This window comes from Micromonospora sp. HM134 (genome assembly GCF_007833915.1).
Classification (GTDB): Bacteria; Actinomycetota; Actinomycetes; order Mycobacteriales; family Micromonosporaceae; genus Micromonospora; species Micromonospora wenchangensis.
This window is the reverse complement of record NZ_CP041061.1, coordinates 6,763,546-6,782,157: the sequence shown is the minus strand read 5'-3', so window position 1 is coordinate 6,782,157 and position 18,612 is coordinate 6,763,546. Positions and strand designations below refer to the sequence as shown.

Annotated in this window: 14 protein-coding genes and 1 pseudogene; 9 read left to right on the top strand and 6 right to left on the bottom strand. The window is 74.3% G+C overall.

What is annotated here, in order from left to right:
- Positions 1–60: 60 nt before the first annotated feature.
- Complete coding sequence (locus FJK98_RS29480; RefSeq protein ID WP_145923063.1) at positions 61–915, top strand: lysophospholipid acyltransferase family protein; 855 nt, start codon at positions 61–63, stop codon at positions 913–915.
- A gap of 44 nt (positions 916–959) precedes the next feature.
- On the opposite strand, the gene FJK98_RS29475 is transcribed toward FJK98_RS29480, so the two are convergent.
- From FJK98_RS29475 to FJK98_RS34730, 3 genes and pseudogenes are all read right to left on the bottom strand, one after another.
- Positions 960–1,829, bottom strand: a complete 870-nt coding sequence (locus FJK98_RS29475) for an HAD family phosphatase (protein ID WP_145921835.1) — start codon at positions 1,827–1,829, stop codon at positions 960–962.
- Between the two features lie 104 nt (positions 1,830–1,933).
- A complete protein-coding gene (locus FJK98_RS29470; RefSeq protein ID WP_145921834.1) occupies positions 1,934–2,797 on the bottom strand; it encodes a DUF5667 domain-containing protein in 864 nt (287 codons plus the stop codon).
- A 229-nt stretch (positions 2,798–3,026) separates the two neighbouring features.
- A pseudogene (locus FJK98_RS34730) lies at positions 3,027–4,057 on the bottom strand (ECF subfamily RNA polymerase sigma factor, BldN family).
- Between the two features lie 709 nt (positions 4,058–4,766).
- On the opposite strand from FJK98_RS34730, the gene FJK98_RS29460 reads away from it, so the two are divergent.
- The 7 genes from FJK98_RS29460 to FJK98_RS29430 all read left to right on the top strand — a co-directional run bounded on the left by FJK98_RS29460 (position 4,767) and on the right by FJK98_RS29430 (position 12,456).
- Positions 4,767–5,021 (top strand): glutaredoxin family protein, encoded by a 255-nt coding sequence (locus FJK98_RS29460; protein WP_145921833.1) that lies wholly within the window; start codon positions 4,767–4,769, stop codon positions 5,019–5,021.
- Positions 5,022–5,314: 293 nt separating this feature from the next.
- A complete protein-coding gene (locus FJK98_RS29455) occupies positions 5,315–6,085 on the top strand; it encodes a redox-sensing transcriptional repressor Rex (RefSeq protein ID WP_145921832.1) in 771 nt (256 codons plus the stop codon).
- A complete protein-coding gene (locus FJK98_RS29450) occupies positions 6,082–7,473 on the top strand; it encodes a glutamyl-tRNA reductase (RefSeq protein WP_145921831.1) in 1,392 nt (463 codons plus the stop codon). Before FJK98_RS29455 ends, FJK98_RS29450 begins: the two co-directional genes overlap by 4 nt.
- Positions 7,470–8,438 (top strand): hydroxymethylbilane synthase, encoded by a 969-nt coding sequence (gene hemC, locus FJK98_RS29445; RefSeq protein ID WP_145921830.1) that lies wholly within the window; start codon positions 7,470–7,472, stop codon positions 8,436–8,438. The genes FJK98_RS29450 and hemC overlap by 4 nt, the downstream gene beginning before the upstream one ends.
- Positions 8,435–10,015 (top strand): uroporphyrinogen-III synthase, encoded by a 1,581-nt coding sequence (locus tag FJK98_RS29440; protein WP_145921829.1) that lies wholly within the window; start codon positions 8,435–8,437, stop codon positions 10,013–10,015. The genes hemC and FJK98_RS29440 overlap by 4 nt, the downstream gene beginning before the upstream one ends.
- Positions 10,016–10,034: 19 nt before the next feature.
- Entirely contained in the window at positions 10,035–11,018 is a 984-nt protein-coding gene (hemB, locus tag FJK98_RS29435) for a porphobilinogen synthase (protein ID WP_145921828.1), read from the top strand.
- A gap of 892 nt (positions 11,019–11,910) precedes the next feature.
- Positions 11,911–12,456 (top strand): helix-turn-helix transcriptional regulator, encoded by a 546-nt coding sequence (locus FJK98_RS29430; protein ID WP_168222569.1) that lies wholly within the window; start codon positions 11,911–11,913, stop codon positions 12,454–12,456.
- Positions 12,457–12,512: 56 nt separating this feature from the next.
- Here FJK98_RS29430 and FJK98_RS29425 read toward each other — a convergent pair whose 3' ends face one another.
- The 3 genes from FJK98_RS29425 to FJK98_RS29415 all read right to left on the bottom strand — a co-directional run bounded on the left by FJK98_RS29425 (position 12,513) and on the right by FJK98_RS29415 (position 18,248).
- Positions 12,513–15,785: a lamin tail domain-containing protein gene (locus FJK98_RS29425; protein WP_145921827.1), complete on the bottom strand. Its 3,273-nt coding sequence runs from the start codon at positions 15,783–15,785 to the stop codon at positions 12,513–12,515.
- A gap of 141 nt (positions 15,786–15,926) precedes the next feature.
- Positions 15,927–16,943, bottom strand: a complete 1,017-nt coding sequence (locus FJK98_RS29420; protein WP_145923061.1) for an N-acetyltransferase — start codon at positions 16,941–16,943, stop codon at positions 15,927–15,929.
- A 72-nt stretch (positions 16,944–17,015) separates the two neighbouring features.
- On the bottom strand, positions 17,016–18,248 hold the full coding sequence (locus tag FJK98_RS29415; RefSeq protein ID WP_145921826.1) for a lytic transglycosylase domain-containing protein: 1,233 nt from the start codon (positions 18,246–18,248) through the stop codon (positions 17,016–17,018).
- Between the two features lie 56 nt (positions 18,249–18,304).
- Between FJK98_RS29415 and FJK98_RS29410 the strand changes: the two genes are divergently transcribed.
- Positions 18,305–18,532: a zinc ribbon domain-containing protein gene (locus FJK98_RS29410; protein ID WP_145921825.1), complete on the top strand. Its 228-nt coding sequence runs from the start codon at positions 18,305–18,307 to the stop codon at positions 18,530–18,532.
- Positions 18,533–18,612: the final 80 nt, after the last annotated feature.

Here is an 18,612-nt window from a genome sequence, read left to right as displayed (position 1 = left end):
GCCGCCCCGGCACGGTCCACCCCGGCCGCCGCCGGTCCGGCCGGTGCGGACGCCCCGGGGGTGGAGCGGCCCGGTGACCAGTGGGACCGTCGGGTCGCCTCCGGGCTGGCGTTCCTGCGCCGCCGCCTGTCCGGCCAGTACGAGGTGGACGAGTTCGGTTTCGACCCGGAGCTGACCGGGGCGGTCTTCCACCCGCTGCTGCGGCTGCTCTACCGTGACTGGTTCCGTACCGAGGTCACCGGCCTGGAGCACGTGCCCGCCGACGGTGCCGGCCTGGTGGTCGGCAACCACTCCGGCACGGTGGCCCTGGACGCGTTGATCCTCTCCGCGGCCCTGCACGACCGGCATCCCGCCCACCGCTACCTGCGTTTGCTCGGCGCGGACCTGGTCTTCCGGATGCCGGTGGTCTCCGAGCTGGCCCGCAAGACCGGCGGTACGGTCGCCTGCAACCCGGACGCCGAGCGGCTGCTCGGCAACGGAGAGCTGGTGGGCGTCTTCCCCGAGGGGTTCAAGGGCGTCGGCAAGCTCTACTCCGACCGCTACAAGCTGCAACGCTTCGGCCGGGGCGGCTTCGTCTCGGCGGCGCTGCGTACCGGCACCCCGATCGTCCCGGTCGCCATCGTCGGCGGCGAGGAGATCTATCCGATGCTGGCCGACATCAAGCCGCTGGCCCGGCTGCTCAAGCTGCCCTACTTCCCGGTCACCCCGACGTTCCCGTGGCTGGGGCCGCTGGGCATGGTGCCGCTGCCGAGCAAGTGGTTGATCGAGTTCTGCCCGCCGATCCCGACCGCCCACCTGACCGACTCGGCCGACGACCCGCTTGTCGTGTTCAACCTCGCCGACCAGGTCCGGGAAACCATCCAGCAGACCCTGCACCAGCTGCTGGAACGCCGACCCGACCCGTTCGGCCCCTGAACCCACGGCTGCGGACGCCCGGCCCTGCGGGGCGACGGTCCGGGTCAGGCCGGGCGGCGGCGTCGGTGCAGCGCCCGACCGGCGGAGACCGCGCCGGCCAGCAACCCGAGCGCGGCGGTCGACGGTACGGCGATCCGCGCGGCCCGACGACCGGTGCGGAAGTCCCGCACCTCCCAGCCCCGTTCCCGGGCCACCCGCAGCAACGCGCCGTCCGGGTTGACCGCCACCGCCCGTCCCACCGTGGTGAGCATCGGCAGGTCGTTGCGGGAGTCGCTGTAGGCGGTGCAGCGGGGAAGGTCGAGCCCCTCGACGGTGGCGAGCTGGGTGACCGCCTCGGCCTTGGCCGGCCCGTGCATCAGCTCGCCCACCAGCCGCCCGGTGTAGGCCCCGTCGACCACCTCGGCGACGGTGCCGATCGCGCCGGTCAGGCCGAGCCGGGCGGCGATCACCCGGCCGATCTCCACGGGCGCGGCGCTGACCAGCCAGACCCGCTGCCCGGCGTCGAGGTGCCGTTGGGCGAGCCGACGCGTGCCGGCCCAGATCCGGGGCGCCATCAACTCGTCGAAGATCTCCTCGGCGAGCCGTTCGACGTCACCGACCCGCCAGCCCTCGACGAAGGCGAGGGCGGCCTGCCGGGCCTGCGACATGTCACCGGCGTGCTCGGTGGCCAGCACCCGGTACCGGGCCTGCCGCCAGGCGAACCGGGCCAGGTCGCCGGTGGTGAAGTAGCGGCGGGCGGCGAGCCCCCGGGCGAACCAGTAGATCGACGCGCCGCGCATCATCGTGTTGTCGACGTCGAAGAACGCGGCGGCACGGGAGTGGGTCGGCGTGGTCCCGGTGGCCGTCGCCTCGGCCCAGCCGGTGGTGTGTCCGTGGGCGTCGGTGCTGACCGTGACCCTGCGGGTGCCGGCCATGGCGCCTCCCTCCGACGAGCGGGCCCTGCATGATCGAGCCTAGTCCGGTGCGGACCGTGGCCGACCGGCCGGCGCGGGAACTGTGGCGTGCGGCTCCGTCGCCGTCAGCGGTCGGTCGGGCAGGTGCCGGGCACCGGGCCGAGGGCGTCGCTGCCGACCGGGGTGGGCAGCGCGCAGGCGAGCGCGGTGCGCAGCGCGTCGGAGCGCCGGCGGATGGCGTCGAGCAGGGCGAGGGACTGCCGGGTGCGGTCCCGCTCGGCGGAGCCGGCCCCGTCGAGCAGGCCGCCGACCGCCCGGCGCTGCCCGCTGACGAAGGTGTTCACCGCGTCCAGCGCCGTCGGATCGCCGTGCTGCACCGCACCGCCGGTGAGCAGTCGTACGCCCTGGCGGGTGTCGGCGTCCATGTCGTCGAGGACCGCGCCGAAGCCGGTCGCGTCGTCGCGGAGCGTGGCCGCCTCGTCGAGCCGGGTCCGGGCGAAGTCGAGGAAGAGCTGCCCCCGGCTGACGTCCGAGCTGGCCAGGGCGAGCTGGGCGCGTTCGGTGGAGCGCTTCATGCCGTACAGGGCGTCACCCGGCACCGCGTTCTCGCTGGCGGCCGAGATGCCGGAGACGGCGACCGCCCCGGCCGCGATGCCGACCAGGATGGCGCCCCGGGCCCGGGCCCGTCGGGCGGTCGCCCCGCCCAGCAGGGAGCCCCGGCCGGTGGCCTGCGACGTGCCGTCGGTCACCGGCTCGGCGGCGTGCCCACGTTCGGCGGCGGCCACCAGCATGGCCCGCAGGCCGGCGCGGAACTCGACGTCCACCTGGATGTCGGGTCGTTCGGCGACGATTCGCTGCCCGACCGCCACGAGCCTGGTGAGCTGGTCGTCGGCGCGGGACCGGACGTGGTGGCGTCGGCCGCCGTTGGCCTCGTCGAGAAGCTGGGCGAAGCGTACGGCCCGACGACGGGAGAAAAGGTCGCTGTCCACCGCAGGCACCCCCTCTCGCTGGTCACGGCCGGTCGGCCGCGGTGGTTCCACGCGACCGGCGGCGGCGTGCACCGTCGTACCAGGGTCGTGGTCGGCGGCGCTGCTCCGGACCGGGACGGGTCCGGGGGCGCCGGACAACCACCGGCCGCACCCGGAGAAACGCTCCGTGCCGGGCCCCGGTTACGGGGCGGTCGGGAGCGAAATCACGAAGAGTGATCGTCGCGGCGGGTCAGGGCTGGAAACCGTCCGGAAGTAGACGGGCCAGCGCGCGGACCGCGCGGTACTGCAACGCCTTGATCGCTCCCTCGTTCTTGCCCATCGCGCGGGCGGTCTCGGCCACCGAGAGGCCCTGGAGGAAGCGGAGCACGATGCACTCCTGCTGCTCCGGGTTGAGCCGGGTGACGGCGGTGAGCAGCGCGACGTTGGTGATGTGTTCGACCACCGCCGCCTCGGGGCTGCCCTCCGGCCCCCGGTCCTCCCGGTCGGCGTCGAGCACGTCGCCGGTGGTCACCTCCAGCCGGTAGCGGCCGGACTTGAAGTGGTCGGCGACCAGGTTGCGGGCGATGGTGACCAGCCAGGCGCCGAGGTCGCGGCCCTGCCAGGTGAAGCTGCCGATCCGCTTGAGGGCGCGCAGGAAGGTGTCCGAGGTGAGGTCCTCGGCCAGTTGCCGGTTGCCGACCCGGAAGTAGACGAACCGGAAGACGGTGTCGACGTACCGGTCGTAGATCAGGCCGAACGCCTCGGCCTCGCCGGCCTGGGCCCGCTCCACCAGCGTCCAGACCTCGGTGGCCGGGTCGGACGGGTCGGGCCGGCTCGGGAAGCCGGTGGGGGGGTGCCGGCGGGCGTCGCCGCGGTGCCGGGCGGTTCGGCGGCCGGAGCCGTCGGCGGCCCGCCCGGTACGGCCGGGATCAGGGCGGTGTCGTCGGCGGGTACGGCCGGGATGACGGCGGTGTCGTCGGCCGGCACCACCGGGATCACGGCGGTTTCCCCGCCGGCCGGGTCGGTGACGGCGGGTGGCTCACCGACCCGTCGGGTCTGCGTCGGCATGGGGGGCCGGGAGTGGGAGGTCACCCGGCCGGCCGGCGTGGCGTTGCCGCCGGGGGCGGCGGGCCGGGGCGCCGCCTCGTTGGGGTGCGGACGCTGGTGCACCCGGCGGGGCGTCGCCTCCGGGCGGGCCGGGTCGAGCCGTTCGTTGACCGTCGCCCGGGGCGTCGGCCCGGTCAGTCCGGTGGAACGATCCGGGTAGCCGAAGGCGGTCACCGGGCCTCCCCGCAGCGGGTCACGACGGTGACCGGACGGCGGCGGGCGGCCGCCGTGCCGGGTCTACCCCGGACGGGCAGGGCCGTGTGGGGGGGTGCCGACGCGCGGCAGATCCCCTTGAGGTGCTGGTCCAATGCGCGCACAGGCACGGGGGCCTCCTCGGGCTGAGGGGTGTCGACTCACGGCAAATGGGGTGAGCCGACCCGAGTGATGATAGGGCCAACGTCACCCGCGTGTGCCAAGTCCGTTACACAGGGCCAAAGTATTTGCCCGGCCCGCCGACCCCTGGCGGACCGGTTGTCCGTCGTGGTCGGTTGACTTTCACGTCGCGACTTGTTCCCTGATGGAAATTGCAGCCCAGGGGGGTTCTGGGTGGTCGCCGGCACCCCGCGTGGCCGCCCCGGCGACCGGTGTCCGCAGGTCCGCCCGGCGCGCCCCCGCGGGCGGTCGCGCCGGCCCCGTTCGGGTGGTCCGGTCGACGCTGCGTGACCGTTCGGTGTGTGGGCCTGGCCGGGCGGCCGACGGCGTGTCAGACTCAGCCACCGCGCGACCGGCTCGGGCGTCCCGGGTGTGCCGCACCCGGGGACGGGCGAGACTGGGCGGACGGGCCCGGCCCGCCGCCGGGCATCCGGCACCGGTGCGCAGCGGTCCGTCCAGCGCGCGCATCCCCGTCGCGGCCGAGCCCGGCCGCCCTCACCCGGAGGTCCCGATGTCCACTGCCGCCCGGCTCGCCCTGATCACCCGGCCCGGTTGCCACCTGTGCGAGGACGCCAAGGCCGCGCTGGACCGGGTGGTGGCGGTCACCGGGGACCGGTGGGTGGAGAAGGACGTCACCGGCGACGTGGAGCTGGAGCGCGAGTACGGCGACCGGCTGCCGGTGGTGCTGCTCGACGGCAAGGAGCACGGCTACTGGCGGGTGGAGGAGGAGCGGTTGCTGCGTGACCTGACCACTCCTCAACTCTAGGGTGGCGCGGATCACCCTGGGTCATCGAGCGAGCGCGATTGGTGAGAGAAGTCGGGATTGCGCAATAATCGCGCGGCGGCACCGCTGGCGTGCCCGATCGATCTTGTGGGATGGGGGAGCAGGTGCAGGGGGGCCGCGATTCAGCAAGATCGCGATTTGTGCACGTCTTCACAAGCGCCTACTCTGTAGTTTCGACGCGCCCTGCTAGCACGGCCGGCTCGCCCGGCCACCGGCGGGGGTCCCCCAACGGGCGGGCACCGGAGCCGGCCGAGGATCGCACCGCACGGAGTCTCATGAGTCAGCACCGTCACCCTGGCGCGCCCGGCCGCGCCGGTGCCGTACCGGCGCTCCCGGACCTCCCGGAGGCGACCGTCGCGCGGCTCCCCGAGTATCTCCGCGCCCTGCACAACCTCGCCGACGCCGGCCACGAGACGGTCTCCAGCGAGGGGCTGGCCGGGGCGGCCGGGGTCAACTCGGCCAAGCTCCGCAAGGACCTCTCCCACCTCGGCTCGTACGGCACCCGGGGGGTCGGCTACGACGTCGCCCTGCTGATCGACCAGATCGAGTTCGTGCTCGGGCTCACCCAGCGCCGGGCGGTCGCCCTGGTCGGGGTGGGTAATCTCGGTCACGCCCTGGCCGGATACGACGGCTTCGCCAGCCGGGGTTTCCGGATCGCGGCCCTGTTCGACGCGGACGCGTCCCGGGTCGGCGAGATGATCAACGGGTTGGTCGTCCGGCACGTCGACGAACTGCCCCGGGTCGCCGCCGAGGAGGCGATCTCGATCGGCGTGATCGCCACCCCCGCGCCGGCCGCCCAGGCGGTGGCCGAGCAGTTGGTCGCCGTCGGCGTCACGAGCATCCTCAACTTCGCGCCGTGCGTACTCTCGGTGCCGGACGGGGTCGACGTGCGCAAGGTCGATCTCGCCATCGAGCTTCAGATCCTGTCCTTCCACGAGCACCGCAAGGCATCGTTGACCGCGCTGCCCGCCGCCGGCGGCTCCGCCCTCACCGCCCTGCCCGGCGGGCTCGCGACCCCCGACACCCAGGAGGCGATCGGCACGTGAAGCTGCTCGTCGTCGGCGCGTCCTACCGCACCGCTCCCGTGGCCACGCTGGAGCGGTTGGCGGTCGCCCCCGCCGACCTCACCCGCACCCTGGACCGCCTGGTCGCCCAGCCGTACGTCGCCGAGGCGGTGCTCGTCTCCACCTGCAACCGGGTGGAGGTGTACGCCGCCGTGTCCGGTTTCCACGGCGGCCTCGGCGACGTCTGCGCCGTCCTCGCCGAGCAGGCCGGCGCGCCGCCCGCCGCCTTCGCCAGCCACCTCTACGTGCACTACGACTCGGCCGCCGTCGACCACGTGTTCCGGGTCGCCGCCGGGCTGGACTCCATGGTGGTCGGCGAGGCGCAGATCCTCGGCCAGCTCCGCGACGCCTACCACTGGGCCTCCGGCGCGGACACCGCCGGGCGGCTGCTGCACGAGCTGATGCAGCAGGCACTGCGGGTCGGCAAGCGGGCCCACGCCGAGACCGGCATCGACCGGGCCGGCCAGAGCGTCGTCACCGCCGCCCTGGACCTCACCGCCGAACTGCTCGACGGCGACCTCGCCGGCCGGCCGGCCCTGGTGGTCGGGGCGGGCGCGATGGGCGCGCTGAGCGTGGCGACGCTGTCCCGCCGGGCCGCCGGGCCGCTCACCGTCACGAACCGGGGTGCCGACCGGGCCGTCCGGCTGGCCGAGTCGTACGGGGCGAACGCCGTCCCGATCGCCGGACTCGTCCCCGCGCTCTCCACAGTGGACATCGTAGTGGCCGCCACCGCGGCCACCGAACCGGTCCTCACCGTCGACGTGGTGACCCGGGCGCTCGACCGCCGCGACCCCGCCCGCGGGCCGCTGGTCCTGCTCGACCTCGCCGTGCCCCGCGACGTCGACCCCGAGGTGGCCGGGTTGCCCGGCGTCGAGGTGATCGACATCGACCGGATGGCCACCCTGCTCGCCGACGGCCCGGCCGCCGCCGACGCCGCCGAGGTCGGCCGGATCGTGACCGCCGAGGTCGAGGCGTTCCTGAGCTGGCTGCGCGGGGCCGACGTGGCGCCCACCGTGGCCGCCCTGCGCGGCCGCGCCGACGACGTGGTCACCGCCGAACTGCGCCGGCTCGCCCAGCGTCGCCCCGACTTCAGCGACGACCAGCGCGCCGAGGTGGCCCGGACGGTGCACCGGGTGGTGCAACGGCTGCTGCACCAGCCCACCGTCAAGGTCCGCCAGCTCGCCGCCGAACCGGGCGGCGACCAGTACGCCGCGCTGCTGCGGGAACTGTTCGACCTGGAGGTGCCGCAGACCGCCGGGGTCGACGCGGTGCCCGACGTGGTCGAGACCGTCGACGGCCGTGGTTCCTTCGGGGTCGCCGACGTGCCGGTGACCGACACCGACCAGCCGCCCACCGGAGGTGAGCGATGAGTACCCCCCTGCGCCTCGGCACCCGGGGCAGCGCCCTGGCGATGGCCCAGTCCGGGCACGTCGCCGAGGCGATCACCGCGGCGACCGGCCGCGCCGTCGAGCTGGTCGAGGTGGTCACCGCCGGGGACCGGTCGTCCGCGCCGGTGCAGCGCCTCGGCGTCGGCGTCTTCGTCTCGGCGCTGCGCGACGCGTTGACCGCCGGCACCATCGACCTGGCCGTGCACTCCTACAAGGACCTGCCCACCGCCGGGGCGAGCGGGCTGCACGTCGCGGCCGTGCCACCCCGGCAGGACCCGCGCGACGCGCTGGTCGCCACCGGTGGCCGTACCCTCGCCGAGCTGCCGCCGGGGGCCGTGGTGGGCACCGGCGCGCTGCGCCGTATCGCCCAGTTGCACGCCCTCGGCCTGCACCTGGAGGTCACCCCGATCCGGGGCAACGTCGACAGCCGGCTCGCCCGGGTGCTCGGCCCGGACGCCGACCTCGACGCCGTCGTCGTGGCGCGGGCCGGGCTGGCCCGGCTCGGCCGCACCGACGTGATCACCGAAACGCTCGACCCGATGCTGATGCTGCCCGCGCCCGCCCAGGGTGCGCTGGCCGTGGAGTGCCGGGCCGACGACTCCGACCTGGTCGAGCTGCTCGCCGTGCTCGACCACGCACCGTCGCGGGCCGCGGTCGTCGCGGAACGGGCGTTGCTGGCCACCCTGGAGGCCGGGTGCTCCGCCCCGGTCGCCGCCTACGCCGAACTCGCCGAAGGCGACGCCGGTGATGAGATCTACCTGCGCGGGGCGGTGATCAGCCCGGACGGTTCCCGAGACCTCCGGCTGTCCCGCACCGGAACGCCCGCCGACGCGGCGGAGATCGGCAAGGCACTCGCCGCCGAACTCCTCGAACTCGGCGCCGACTCGATCCTCGGCCACGAAGGAAGCACCGGCCCGGGGACCCAGCAATTTGGGAGCACAGAATGACCCGCACCCGTAAGCCCGTCGGCCGCATCGCGTTCGTCGGTGCCGGACCCGGTGACCCGGGCCTGCTGACCCGCCGGGCCCACGACGCCCTGGTCGACGCCGACCAGGTGGTGTACGACCGGGGAGTCCCCGAGACGCTGCTCGACGTGGTCCGGGCCCAGGCCCGGTCCGACGCCCAGTTCAGCCCCGCCGAGGGCGTGCCGGGCGACGTGGCGAAGATGCTCATCAGCGCGGCCCGCTCCGGGCTCAACGCGGTGCACCTGGTCGCCGGTGACCCGTTCGGCCACGACTCCGTGGTCAAGGAGGTGCAGGCGGTCGCGCGTACCGCCGCGCACTTCGAGGTGGTGCCGGGCGTCGGCCAGGCCGAGGGCGTCGCCACCTACGCCGGGGTGCCGCTGCCCGGGGTACGCACCGCCGCCGACGTCGAGGACGTCGGCACGCTGGACTTCGACGCGCTCGCCGCCGCCGTCGCCCGGGGGTCGCTGGCCCTGGCGGTCGACGCCGGTGACCTGGCCGCCGTGCGGGACGGCCTGCTGGCAGCCGGGGTGGACGGCGCGACCGGGGTCGGGGTGACCGGCGACGGCACCGGCGAGACGCAGTACACCACCACGTCGAGCGTGGACTCGTTCGTCGCGGCGGCGCTCGGCTTCACCGGCCGGGTGGTGCTCACCGTCGGCGAGGGTGTCGGCCAGCGGGACAGGCTGAGCTGGTGGGAGAACCGCCCGCTGTACGGCTGGAAGGTGCTCGTCCCCCGGACCAAGGAGCAGGCCGGCGCGATGAGCGCCCGGCTGCGCGCGTACGGGGCGATCCCGTGCGAGGTGCCGACCATCGCGGTCGAGCCGCCGCGCACCCCGGCCCAGATGGAGCGGGCGGTCAAGGGGCTGGTCGACGGCCGGTACGCCTGGGTGATCTTCACCTCGGTCAACGCGGTCCGGGCGGTCTGGGAGAAGTTCGCCGAGCACGGCCTGGACGCCCGGCACTTCGGCGGCGTCAAGATCGCCTGTATCGGTGAGGCCACCGCCGACGCGGTGCGCGCCTTCGGCATCCAGCCGGAGCTGGTGCCCGCCGGGGAGCAGTCCTCCGAGGGGCTGCTGGCCGAGTTCTCTCCGCACGACGAGATCCTCGACCCGGTCGGCCGGGTGCTGCTGCCCCGCGCCGACATCGCCACCGAGACGCTCGCCGCCGGGCTCACCGAGCGCGGCTGGGAGGTCGACGACGTGACCGCGTACCGGACGGTCCGGGCCGCCCCGCCGCCCGCCGAGATCCGCGACGCGATCAAGTCGGGCGGGTTCGACGCGGTGCTCTTCACGTCCTCCTCGACGGTGCGCAACCTCGTCGGTATCGCCGGGAAGCCGCACGCGCGTACCGTGGTTGCCGTCATCGGGCCCAAGACGGCGGAGACCGCGACGGAGTTCGGCCTGCGGGTCGACGTGCAGCCGCCGCACGCCTCGGTGCCCGACCTGGTCGAGGCGCTCGCCGCCTACGCCGTCGAACTGCGGGAGAAGCTCGCCGCCATGCCGGCGAAGCAGCGTCGGGGTTCGAAGGTGCAGGGGCCGACCGCGCTCAGGTTCCGCTAGCCGTACTGGGAGGCCCCTCATGCCGTACCCCGAGATCCGGCCCCGCCGGCTGCGTCGCAACGCGGCCGTGCGGCGGCTGGTCTCCGAGACCCGCGTCGACCCGGCCGAGCTGGTCGTGCCGATGTTCGTCAAGGAGGGGCTGACCGAGCCACGGGCCATCGCGTCGCTCCCGGGGGTGCTCCAGCACTCCCGGGACTCGCTGCGCAAGGCGGCCGTGGAGGCGGTCCAGGCCGGGGTCGGCGGGATCATGCTGTTCGGGGTGCCCGAGCGGCGGGACCCGACCGGCTCCGGCGGCACCGACCCGGCCGGCATCCTCAACGTCGCCATCCGCGACGTGGTGGCCGAGGTCGGCGACGCCACCGTGGTCATGAGTGACCTGTGTCTCGACGAGTTCACCTCGCACGGGCACTGCGGGCTGCTCACCCCCGACGGCGGGGTGGACAACGACGCGACCCTTGCCGCGTACGCCGAGATGGCGGTGGCCCAGGCGGACGCCGGGGTCGGCATGGTCGGCCCGTCCGGGATGATGGACGGCCAGGTGGGCGTCGTCCGCCGGGCCCTCGACGCCGCCGGGCACGCCGACGTGGCGGTGCTGGCGTACGCGGCGAAGTACGCCTCCGCCTTCTACGGCCCGTTCCGCGACGCCGTCGAATCGGCGCTCGACGGCGACCGGCGCACCTACCAGCAGGACCCGGCGAACCTGCGGGAGTCGCTGCGCGAGGTCGAGCTGGACGTGGCCGAGGGCGCCGACCTGGTGATGGTGAAGCCGGCCCTGCCCTACCTCGACGTGGTGGCGGCGGTCCGGGCCGCCGTGGACGTCCCGGTCGCCGCCTACCAGGTCTCCGGCGAGTACGCGACTGTCGAGGCGGCTGCCGCGAACGGCTGGATCGACCGCGAGCGGGTGATGCTGGAGACGCTCACCTCGATCCGCCGGGCCGGCGCACAGGTCATCCTCACCTACTGGGCGGTCGAGGCCGCCGCTCTGCTGCGCCAGCGCTACTGACCCGGATGCGCTGCCCGCCCTCGGGCCCGCAGCCCGTCCTGAGCGCTGTCACCGGCCCTGGTTCGCGCCACCCGCCCCGGGGGTCGCCACCGTCATCCGTCACGGGCGTCCGCCGCCGCTGGCGGCCGGCTGCCACCGGCCGGGCTGCTGGTTGGGCTGACCCTCGACCGTGTCGTCCGCCGCCCGGTTTCCGGCACAGGGTGGGCTGGCCCTTCGCCGCCTGTCCGGTTCCGGCACGGGATGGCTGCCCTCCACGCCTCGCCCGCCTGCCCCGTTCCGGCACGGGGTGGCTGGCCCTCGTCGGCGTCGTCCGCCCGGTTTCGACACGGCTCCGGTTACTCTCCGCACTTTATCGCCCGACCATCCCTACCCTCCCTCGCACACTTTGCTCTGCTGCCTTCCACGCGACGCTTGCTCTGGGTGTCCGTCGCGGATGGGGCAGCAGAGCAAAGTGTCGGTATGGGGGTGGGGTCTGGTCGCCGATGAAGTCCTATTGCCGCAGGTGAGGCGGATTTCGCGGATCTTGGCGGCGGCGGCGAGGTCGACCACCGGGTTACTCCTAGTGACTGAGGCGGTCCGGGCGACAGAGTCACTTCCTGTAGTCGAGATGGTCGGTCGTTGGGTGAGGGTTTTCCACAGGTGGCGGTGTTGTCCACAGGTGACGAGGGCGGGGTTGCAGCGGGGCCCGGCCGGGCGTGACGGTGGCGACATGACCGACTCCGTCCCGCCGCTCGGACCCGCCGCCCATCCCACCCCTGCCGCTCATGCGCCCCCAGCCGCCTATGCCACCCCGGCTGCCCATGTCGCCCCGGGCGTCGGTTCTGTTCCGGCTTCCGGGGCCATTCCGGGGTCGGCCTGCGGTCCGGCCGCTGGGCCTGATGCGTCCGGGGACGTGCCGGGTCGTGCGGGGGAAGAGGGGCGGTCGGCGGGGCGACGGGAGGACGAGCCGCCGACCTTCCTCAGCAAGCCGTACGACCTGCCCTGGCCGGCGGCCGGCATCGTGCGGGCGGTCCGGCGGCGCGCCGACGCGAGTCAGCGGGAACTGGCGCGCTGGGCGGGGGTGCACCACGGCACGGTGGGGCGGATCGAGGCGGGCGCGCTCACCCCGAGCATCGCGCTGCTGCGTCGGATCATCGCGGCGGCCGGCTTCCGGCTGGCCGTGGTCGACGAGTTCGGCCGGGTGCTCACACCGATGCGGGACCGCGACGACGCCCGGGACGGTGCGGACCGCCGCTACCCGTCGCACCTGGACACGATTCTCGACCCGGAACCGGGTGAGTGGTGGGCGGACGTCTACGGGCTGGCCCGACCGCCGGAGACGTTCCACCGCAACCGGGCCGTCCGGGACGCGATGCGCCGCCGCAGCCAGTGGGAGGTGCGGGTGGCGAAGTACCGCAACGTGCCACCGCCGCCCCGGGTGGTGCGCCCGCAACGGTGACGGCCCGCCGATCCGGCGGGAAGCCGGACCGACGGGCCGTCGGAGGTGCGCGACGCTCAGTCGTCGTCGGTGATGGTGCCGGTCGCCAGCAGGTCGGCGAACCGCAGGTTCAGCGGACCGGCCACCGCGAACGCGATCTTCTCGTCCGCCTCCCGCTTGCGGTCACCACGGACGGTCACCGGGAACGCCAGCGAGGTCTGCCCGGCGGGCAGGGTCCGGCAGCCGACGTACGGCTCGAAGTCCAGCACGACCGTCGCGGTCAGCCCCACTGTGGCGGCGCAGAGCGTGGTCGGCTGGGACAGCGGACGGGACACGGTGACCTGGAACGTCATCGTGCTGGTGCCCCGGTCGCCCTCCACCACGCTGGCGTCGGCCACCCGCAGCGACGGCTGGCTGCGGAACCGGGCCACCTGCGGGTCGTGGTCGCTGGCCCCCCGGGTGCCGTCGCCGGTGAACTCCGCCGGCCAGTCCGCGTTGACGTGCGCCGCCCGGATCTGCACCAGGTCGGCGTGCAGCGTGTCGTTGACGAACAGGTTGTCCAGCGTCTGCGCCGACCCCTGGAAGCTGTACGAGTACGCCGCCGACGGCACGTCGGCCACCAGGTCGTCCCAGAGGTTACGCAGGCCGGCCCGGTAGAGCGGGCCGAGCTGGTCCGACGGGGTCGGGTTCGCCCCGGTCGCGATCGGGTCGTCCGGGCGGGGGAAGACGTTCAGGTCCCCGCCGTACACCACCCGGGCGTCCGGGTCGGCCGCCTCGATCGCGGTGACGATCGCGGCACCGTACGCGGCCTGCTCGGTGCGCTGCCCGACCCGGGTGTCCGGCCCCGACGAGTAGTGGTTGCTCAGCGCGTACAGCAGGTAGGACTCCGACCCGCCGGGCGTCGCCTTCACCACGAACTTGCCGAGCTGCGGGGCCCGGGTGAAGACGTTGTTGCCGTCCTTGCCGGTCGAGGTGTCGGTGTCGGCCGGCAGCACCGCGTTGAGCGCCTTCGGGTTCTGCACGTCCGCGTTGGACGCCAGCCCCGCCGACCGGTACTGCACGGTGGGCGCGGAACCGAGCAGCGGATCGGTGGCGGTCGCCGGAGCCAGCGACAACCGGTCGGTGCGGTAGAGGAACGCCGAGGTGATCCCCCGGGCGTCCGCGCCGGTCCGGTCGTACGTCGCCGCGTAGGCGGGACCACCGGCGGCCCGGATCGCCAGCGCCAGGTCCTGGAGGGTGTCCGGGGCACCGTCGGCGTTGTCGGTGGTGCCGCAGACCAGGCTGCCGCCGGAGACCGAGCAGATGTCCTGGTCCTCGGCCTCCTGCACCAGGATCAGATCCGGCGCGTGCAGGTCGGTGCGGATCTGGGCGGCCAGCTCGGTCAGGTGCTCCCGGTAGTCGGCCTCGCCCGCCGGCACGTAGTCGAACGGCGGGGACACCCCCGGGCAGCCCGCGTTGCCGGTGAAGTCGCAGCCGTCGAACGGGTCGTCGCGGAAGTCGTACAGGTTCTCCACGTTGTAGGTCGCCACGGCGACCTCCCGGGCCCGGTCCGCCGGGCGCGGCGGGTTGTTCGCCGCCGGGTCCGCCCCGGCGGTCAGGGCCAGCGACTCCGGCTGCACGCTGAACTTGCTGAAGCCGTACGACACCGCGCCGAACGCGTCGGCGGTGAGGGTGTCGAAGGTGCGCGCCGGCGGGAGCAGCGCCGTCGAGTCACCGGCGGTGGCCTTCACGCCGCCGCCGCCGAGCAGGATGCGCTGCCCGTTGCCGTTGTCGAACAGTTGCCCCGGCACGTCGTCCAGCGGGTGGGTGTCCCGGAACACCCGGCGGGCGTACGGGTCGGCGCGCTTCAGCAGCGGGTCCGCCCGGTCCACCACCCACACCTCGGAGTCGGCGGTGGAGCCGAACACGTCCCGGGGGCCGGTGACGCCGGACCCGCTGCGGACCCGCAGCCGGGCCCCCTCGTGCCGCTCCCAGAACCGGTCGGCCGCCGTCGCGTCGGCCGGCGGGACCGCGTCGTCCACGGTCACGGCCGTGTTCACGTCGAGCCCGGTGTCGAGCCGGCGGACCAGCGAGGCACCGGAGAGCTGGGTCTGGTCGAAATACTCCGACACCCGGCCGCGCAGCACCACCTCGTCGCCGACGGTCGGCGCGTAGCCGCCGATCAGCGTGGTGAACGCGCCCATGAAGACGAAGATGCCGTCCGAGCTGAGCGGGTCGCCGTCCTCGGTGCCGGTGCGGCTCTGCAGGTAGAAGCCGTACTGGTCGGCACCGGCCGAGGTGCGGGTCAGCGACTTCTGGGTGATCACGCCCCGGACGTCGTACAGCAGCGGGCTGGTGCCGGTGCCGGAGGGCGGGGCGAGCGGCGACCGGTCGGTGCGCGGGTTCTCGTCGTCCCGGGTCGGGCCCTGCACCTGGCCCACCGACAGCACCCCGTTGGCCTGCACGGTGAGCGGGCAGGTGGCGGTGCCGCCGTCGGCGTCCGTCGCGGTCACGGTGACCGTGTAGGTGCCGGCGGGCAGGCCGGTGGCGGTGACCGTCGCGGTCGCCGTGCCACCCGGCGCGGTCGCCGGGGTGAACGCGGTACGGCTGATCGTGCCGCCCGCCGGGACCGGGCTGACCGAGGTGACCGCCAGGTCGACGATCGTGTCGTCCGGGTCGGTGCCGGTGACGTCGCGGGTGCCGGTCCCGCCGGCCTCGACGGTCAACGTGCCGCCGCAGGTCAGCACGGCCGGCTGGTCGACCGGGCCGCCGCCGTCGAGGGTGTGCGCGCCCAGCCCGTCGAAGGTGTCGGTGGGGTAGCCGGCCCACTGGGTGGCCGGGTCGAACGCGTCGGACGGGTCGGTGTCCCCGCTGGACACCGACGGCAGCCGGCGTAGCGTGTTGTCTGCGGTGCTGGTCAGCCCGCTGCCCCACTCGGTGCCCGGGTCGACGCCGACCTGCCCGATCGCGTCGAGCACGACGGCACCCCGACGCAGCACGATCGCGTCGTCGCCGTTGAACAGGCTGGCGCCGGTGGTCTGGTCGGCCTGGGCGAGGATCGCCGGGCCGGCCGACGCGGCGGCGAAGACGAAGACGTCCCCGGTGGCGACGGTGCCGGTGAGGGCGATCGTGGTGGCCGTGGTGGACCCGTTGAAATAGAGCTGGAGCTGGTAGCCGCCGGCGGTCAGGTCGACCGGTGCGCCGGTGCCGTTGAACAGCTCGATCGCCTTGTTGTTGGACGAGCCTTCGACGTACTCGGAGATGAACAGGTCGGTGGGCGCGGCGGTGGCCGCGGTGGGAGCGACGCCGAGCACCGGTACGGCGACGACGGCGACGGTGGCGAGCGCGGCGAATCTGCGGCGCAGGCGCATGGGGCCTCCACGATGGGTGGACGGGAACCAACGCACGTTAAGGTGCGTCGCTGTCCGCCGTCCATCCCCCGGGCGGCGATGTGGTGAATTCGCGACAGTGCTGCCCAACGCCCCCGAGCGGGTGCCGCCGCAAGGCCCTGCTCAGCGGTGGGCGTCGAGGCGGTGCACCAGTTCGGCGACGTCCACGCTGTACTCGCACCAGTCCCGGTCGGGCTGGTAGCCCAGCTCGGCGTTGACCTTGAGCATCGTCTCGTTGGCCTGCGCGTTCCAGGTCTGCACCTCGGTCAGCTCCGGCTCGGCGGACCGCAGCTCCAGCAGCATCCGCGCCTTGATCGCCCGGTCGATGCCGTAGCCCTGGTGGTCACGCACCACGATGGTGTCGTACTGGTCGGCGCGGGTGGGGTGCTGGACCGGCACCACCACCTCGGTCAGGCCGGCCACCGCGCCGGTGCGCTCGTGCAGGGCGAGCACGATGTACGGCTTCATGCCCCGCCGGTGCAGCGTGTCGAGGCTGTCCCGCAGCCGCTGCGGATCGTACGAACTGGGGCGCAGTTCGCCGTCCTCGACGTCGCGGACCTCGGCCTTCGCCCGCGCGTACGCCTCGATCAGGTCGTCGGACGGCCCGCCCGGGTAGAACTCCAGGTGGTAGCCCGGGTCGACGGCGACGGCCATCTCGGTCAGCGCCGTCCAGTCGACCGTGCCGAGGTCGAGCACGCTGCGGGTCTCGACGTACTCCCGGGTAAAGCCCAGCGACGAGTAGAAACCGATCGCCGGGGTGTCGCCGACCACCTCGACGCCGATCGACCGGAAGCCCTCCTGGTAGACCCGGCGGGCGGCGGTCAGTACCAGCTCACGGCCCAGCCCGCTGCGGCGTACCGCCGGGTGCACCAGCACCTCCAGTACGCCGATGTCACCGAGCAGCAGCACGTGCACGTGCCCGAGGATCGGGGCGGGACCCCCGTCGGCCGGCGGGTCGGCGTGGGCCACCCAGGAGATGCGTCGTTCGCCGGGCATCACCTCGGAGAGGTACTCCCGCAGCGAATCCTCCCGCCACGGCGGGTCCTGCGGGAGGTCGGCCGCGAGAACCGCGTTCAGCGTGTCCAGCACGGAGCCGATCTCGGCGGACGACGCGGTTCGGGGGTCCCATTCGCGCACCATCACGCGTCTAGCTTGCCGTCAACGGCTCTTCGGGGGAAGTGTCCGGTCCGCCAATGTATGCGAACGATCACCTCACGTACGGCTTGCGCGCCCGTACTCCTGGGCCTTGTCGAAGACGTCCTGCGCGTAGCGGCGCACGTCGTTGTAGGAGAGGATGGCGCCCCACCAGTCGCCGGGGATGGTCATGTTCCGGCCGCCCTGGCACAGGTAGTTCCCGGCGGCGAGGGCCGCGTCGTCCAGGTCGTGCGGGTCCTTGCGACCGTCGTTGTCGGCGTCCGCGCCGACCTGCTCCCAGGTGGTCGGGATGAACTGCATCGGCCCGATCGCCCGGTCGTAGACGGTGTCCCGGTCGAACAGCCCGCCGTCGGTGTCCCGGATCAGGGACCGCCCGCCCTTGCCGTCGAGCGGATCACCGATGATCTCCGGTACGGCCCGGCCGTCCGCCCCGAGGGTCGCGCCGTTGGCCTGCCCGTGCCGGGACTCCACGTAGCCGATCGCGGCGAGCGTGGTCCAGCTCAGCTGGCAGCTCCGGTTCGTCTGGGCGAGCACCAGCTCGGCGTAGCCGTACGCCTGCATGGCGGTCGGGGAGACGCCCACCTTGCTGCCGGTGACCCGGGCCCAGTCGCCCAGCGCGTCGGCGGGCCGGCCGGCGGCGGGCGGTACGACCGGCCCGCTCGGCACGGCCCCGGCCGACGGGAAGCTGCCCAGCGGCAGGGTGGGGGTGGCGCCCGGGAACACCGGCACCCCGGTGGTCGGCCCGGCCGACGGGACCTCGGGACCGGCGGAGGCGCTGTCGTCCACGGCCACCGGTCGGGGTGCCCGGACCGCGCTCGGCACCACCACCGCGCCCACCGCGGCGGTCGCCGCGACCAGCGCGAACAGGAACAGGCCGGGAAGGGTCAACCGGCCGCTGGGGCGGCGCGACCAGGCCCGGGTGGCCCGGGTCGCGGCCCCCACCGCCTGCCGGGGCGGCGGCAGCCGGACGGCGTGCGCGAACGGCACCCGCCGCCGCCGACCGATCTTCGCCCCGGACCCGGCCGTGTCACCCGTGCCGGTGTTCCCGGTCCCGTCGGCCTCCGTGGCGGGGCCGGTCCCTCCGCCCGGGGCTGCCTGCTCGGCGGGCTCGGCGGACGGGGGAGGATCTGCGGCGGGGCCGTCGGCGGTCGGGGCGGCCGGCGGGGTGAGGGCGTCGTGGTGGGGCCGGCGGGGGCGGGGGAGCCAGCCGCGACGCGGAGCGGGGGGCACGTCCTCGGGCGGGGTCGCTGCGCGCAGGGGCCGTTCCGTCGAATCTTCGCCGCTCACCACCGTTTGAGTATCACCCATGTCGGCCAGGGAGTCAGGTCCGGCCGTAGGGTGGGCCCATGCCCCGGTACGAGTTCCGCTGCCGCGCCTGCGGCGACACCTTCGAGGTCAACCGACCGATGGCCGACGCCGGTGCCCCGGCCGACTGCCCCCAGGGTCACGCCGACACGGTCAAGCTGCTGTCCACCGTGGCGGTCACCGGCCGTGGGGGCGGCTCCGCCGCCGGTGGCGCCCCGGCGGGTCCCGCCTCCGGCGGTGGTTGTTGCGGCGGCGGTTGCGGCTGTTGATCTGACCGGGCCGGCTGCCGACCGCGCCGGAGGTGGCCCGATGTAACGGTTCGGCGCACCGGTGCGCCGGGACCAGTGAC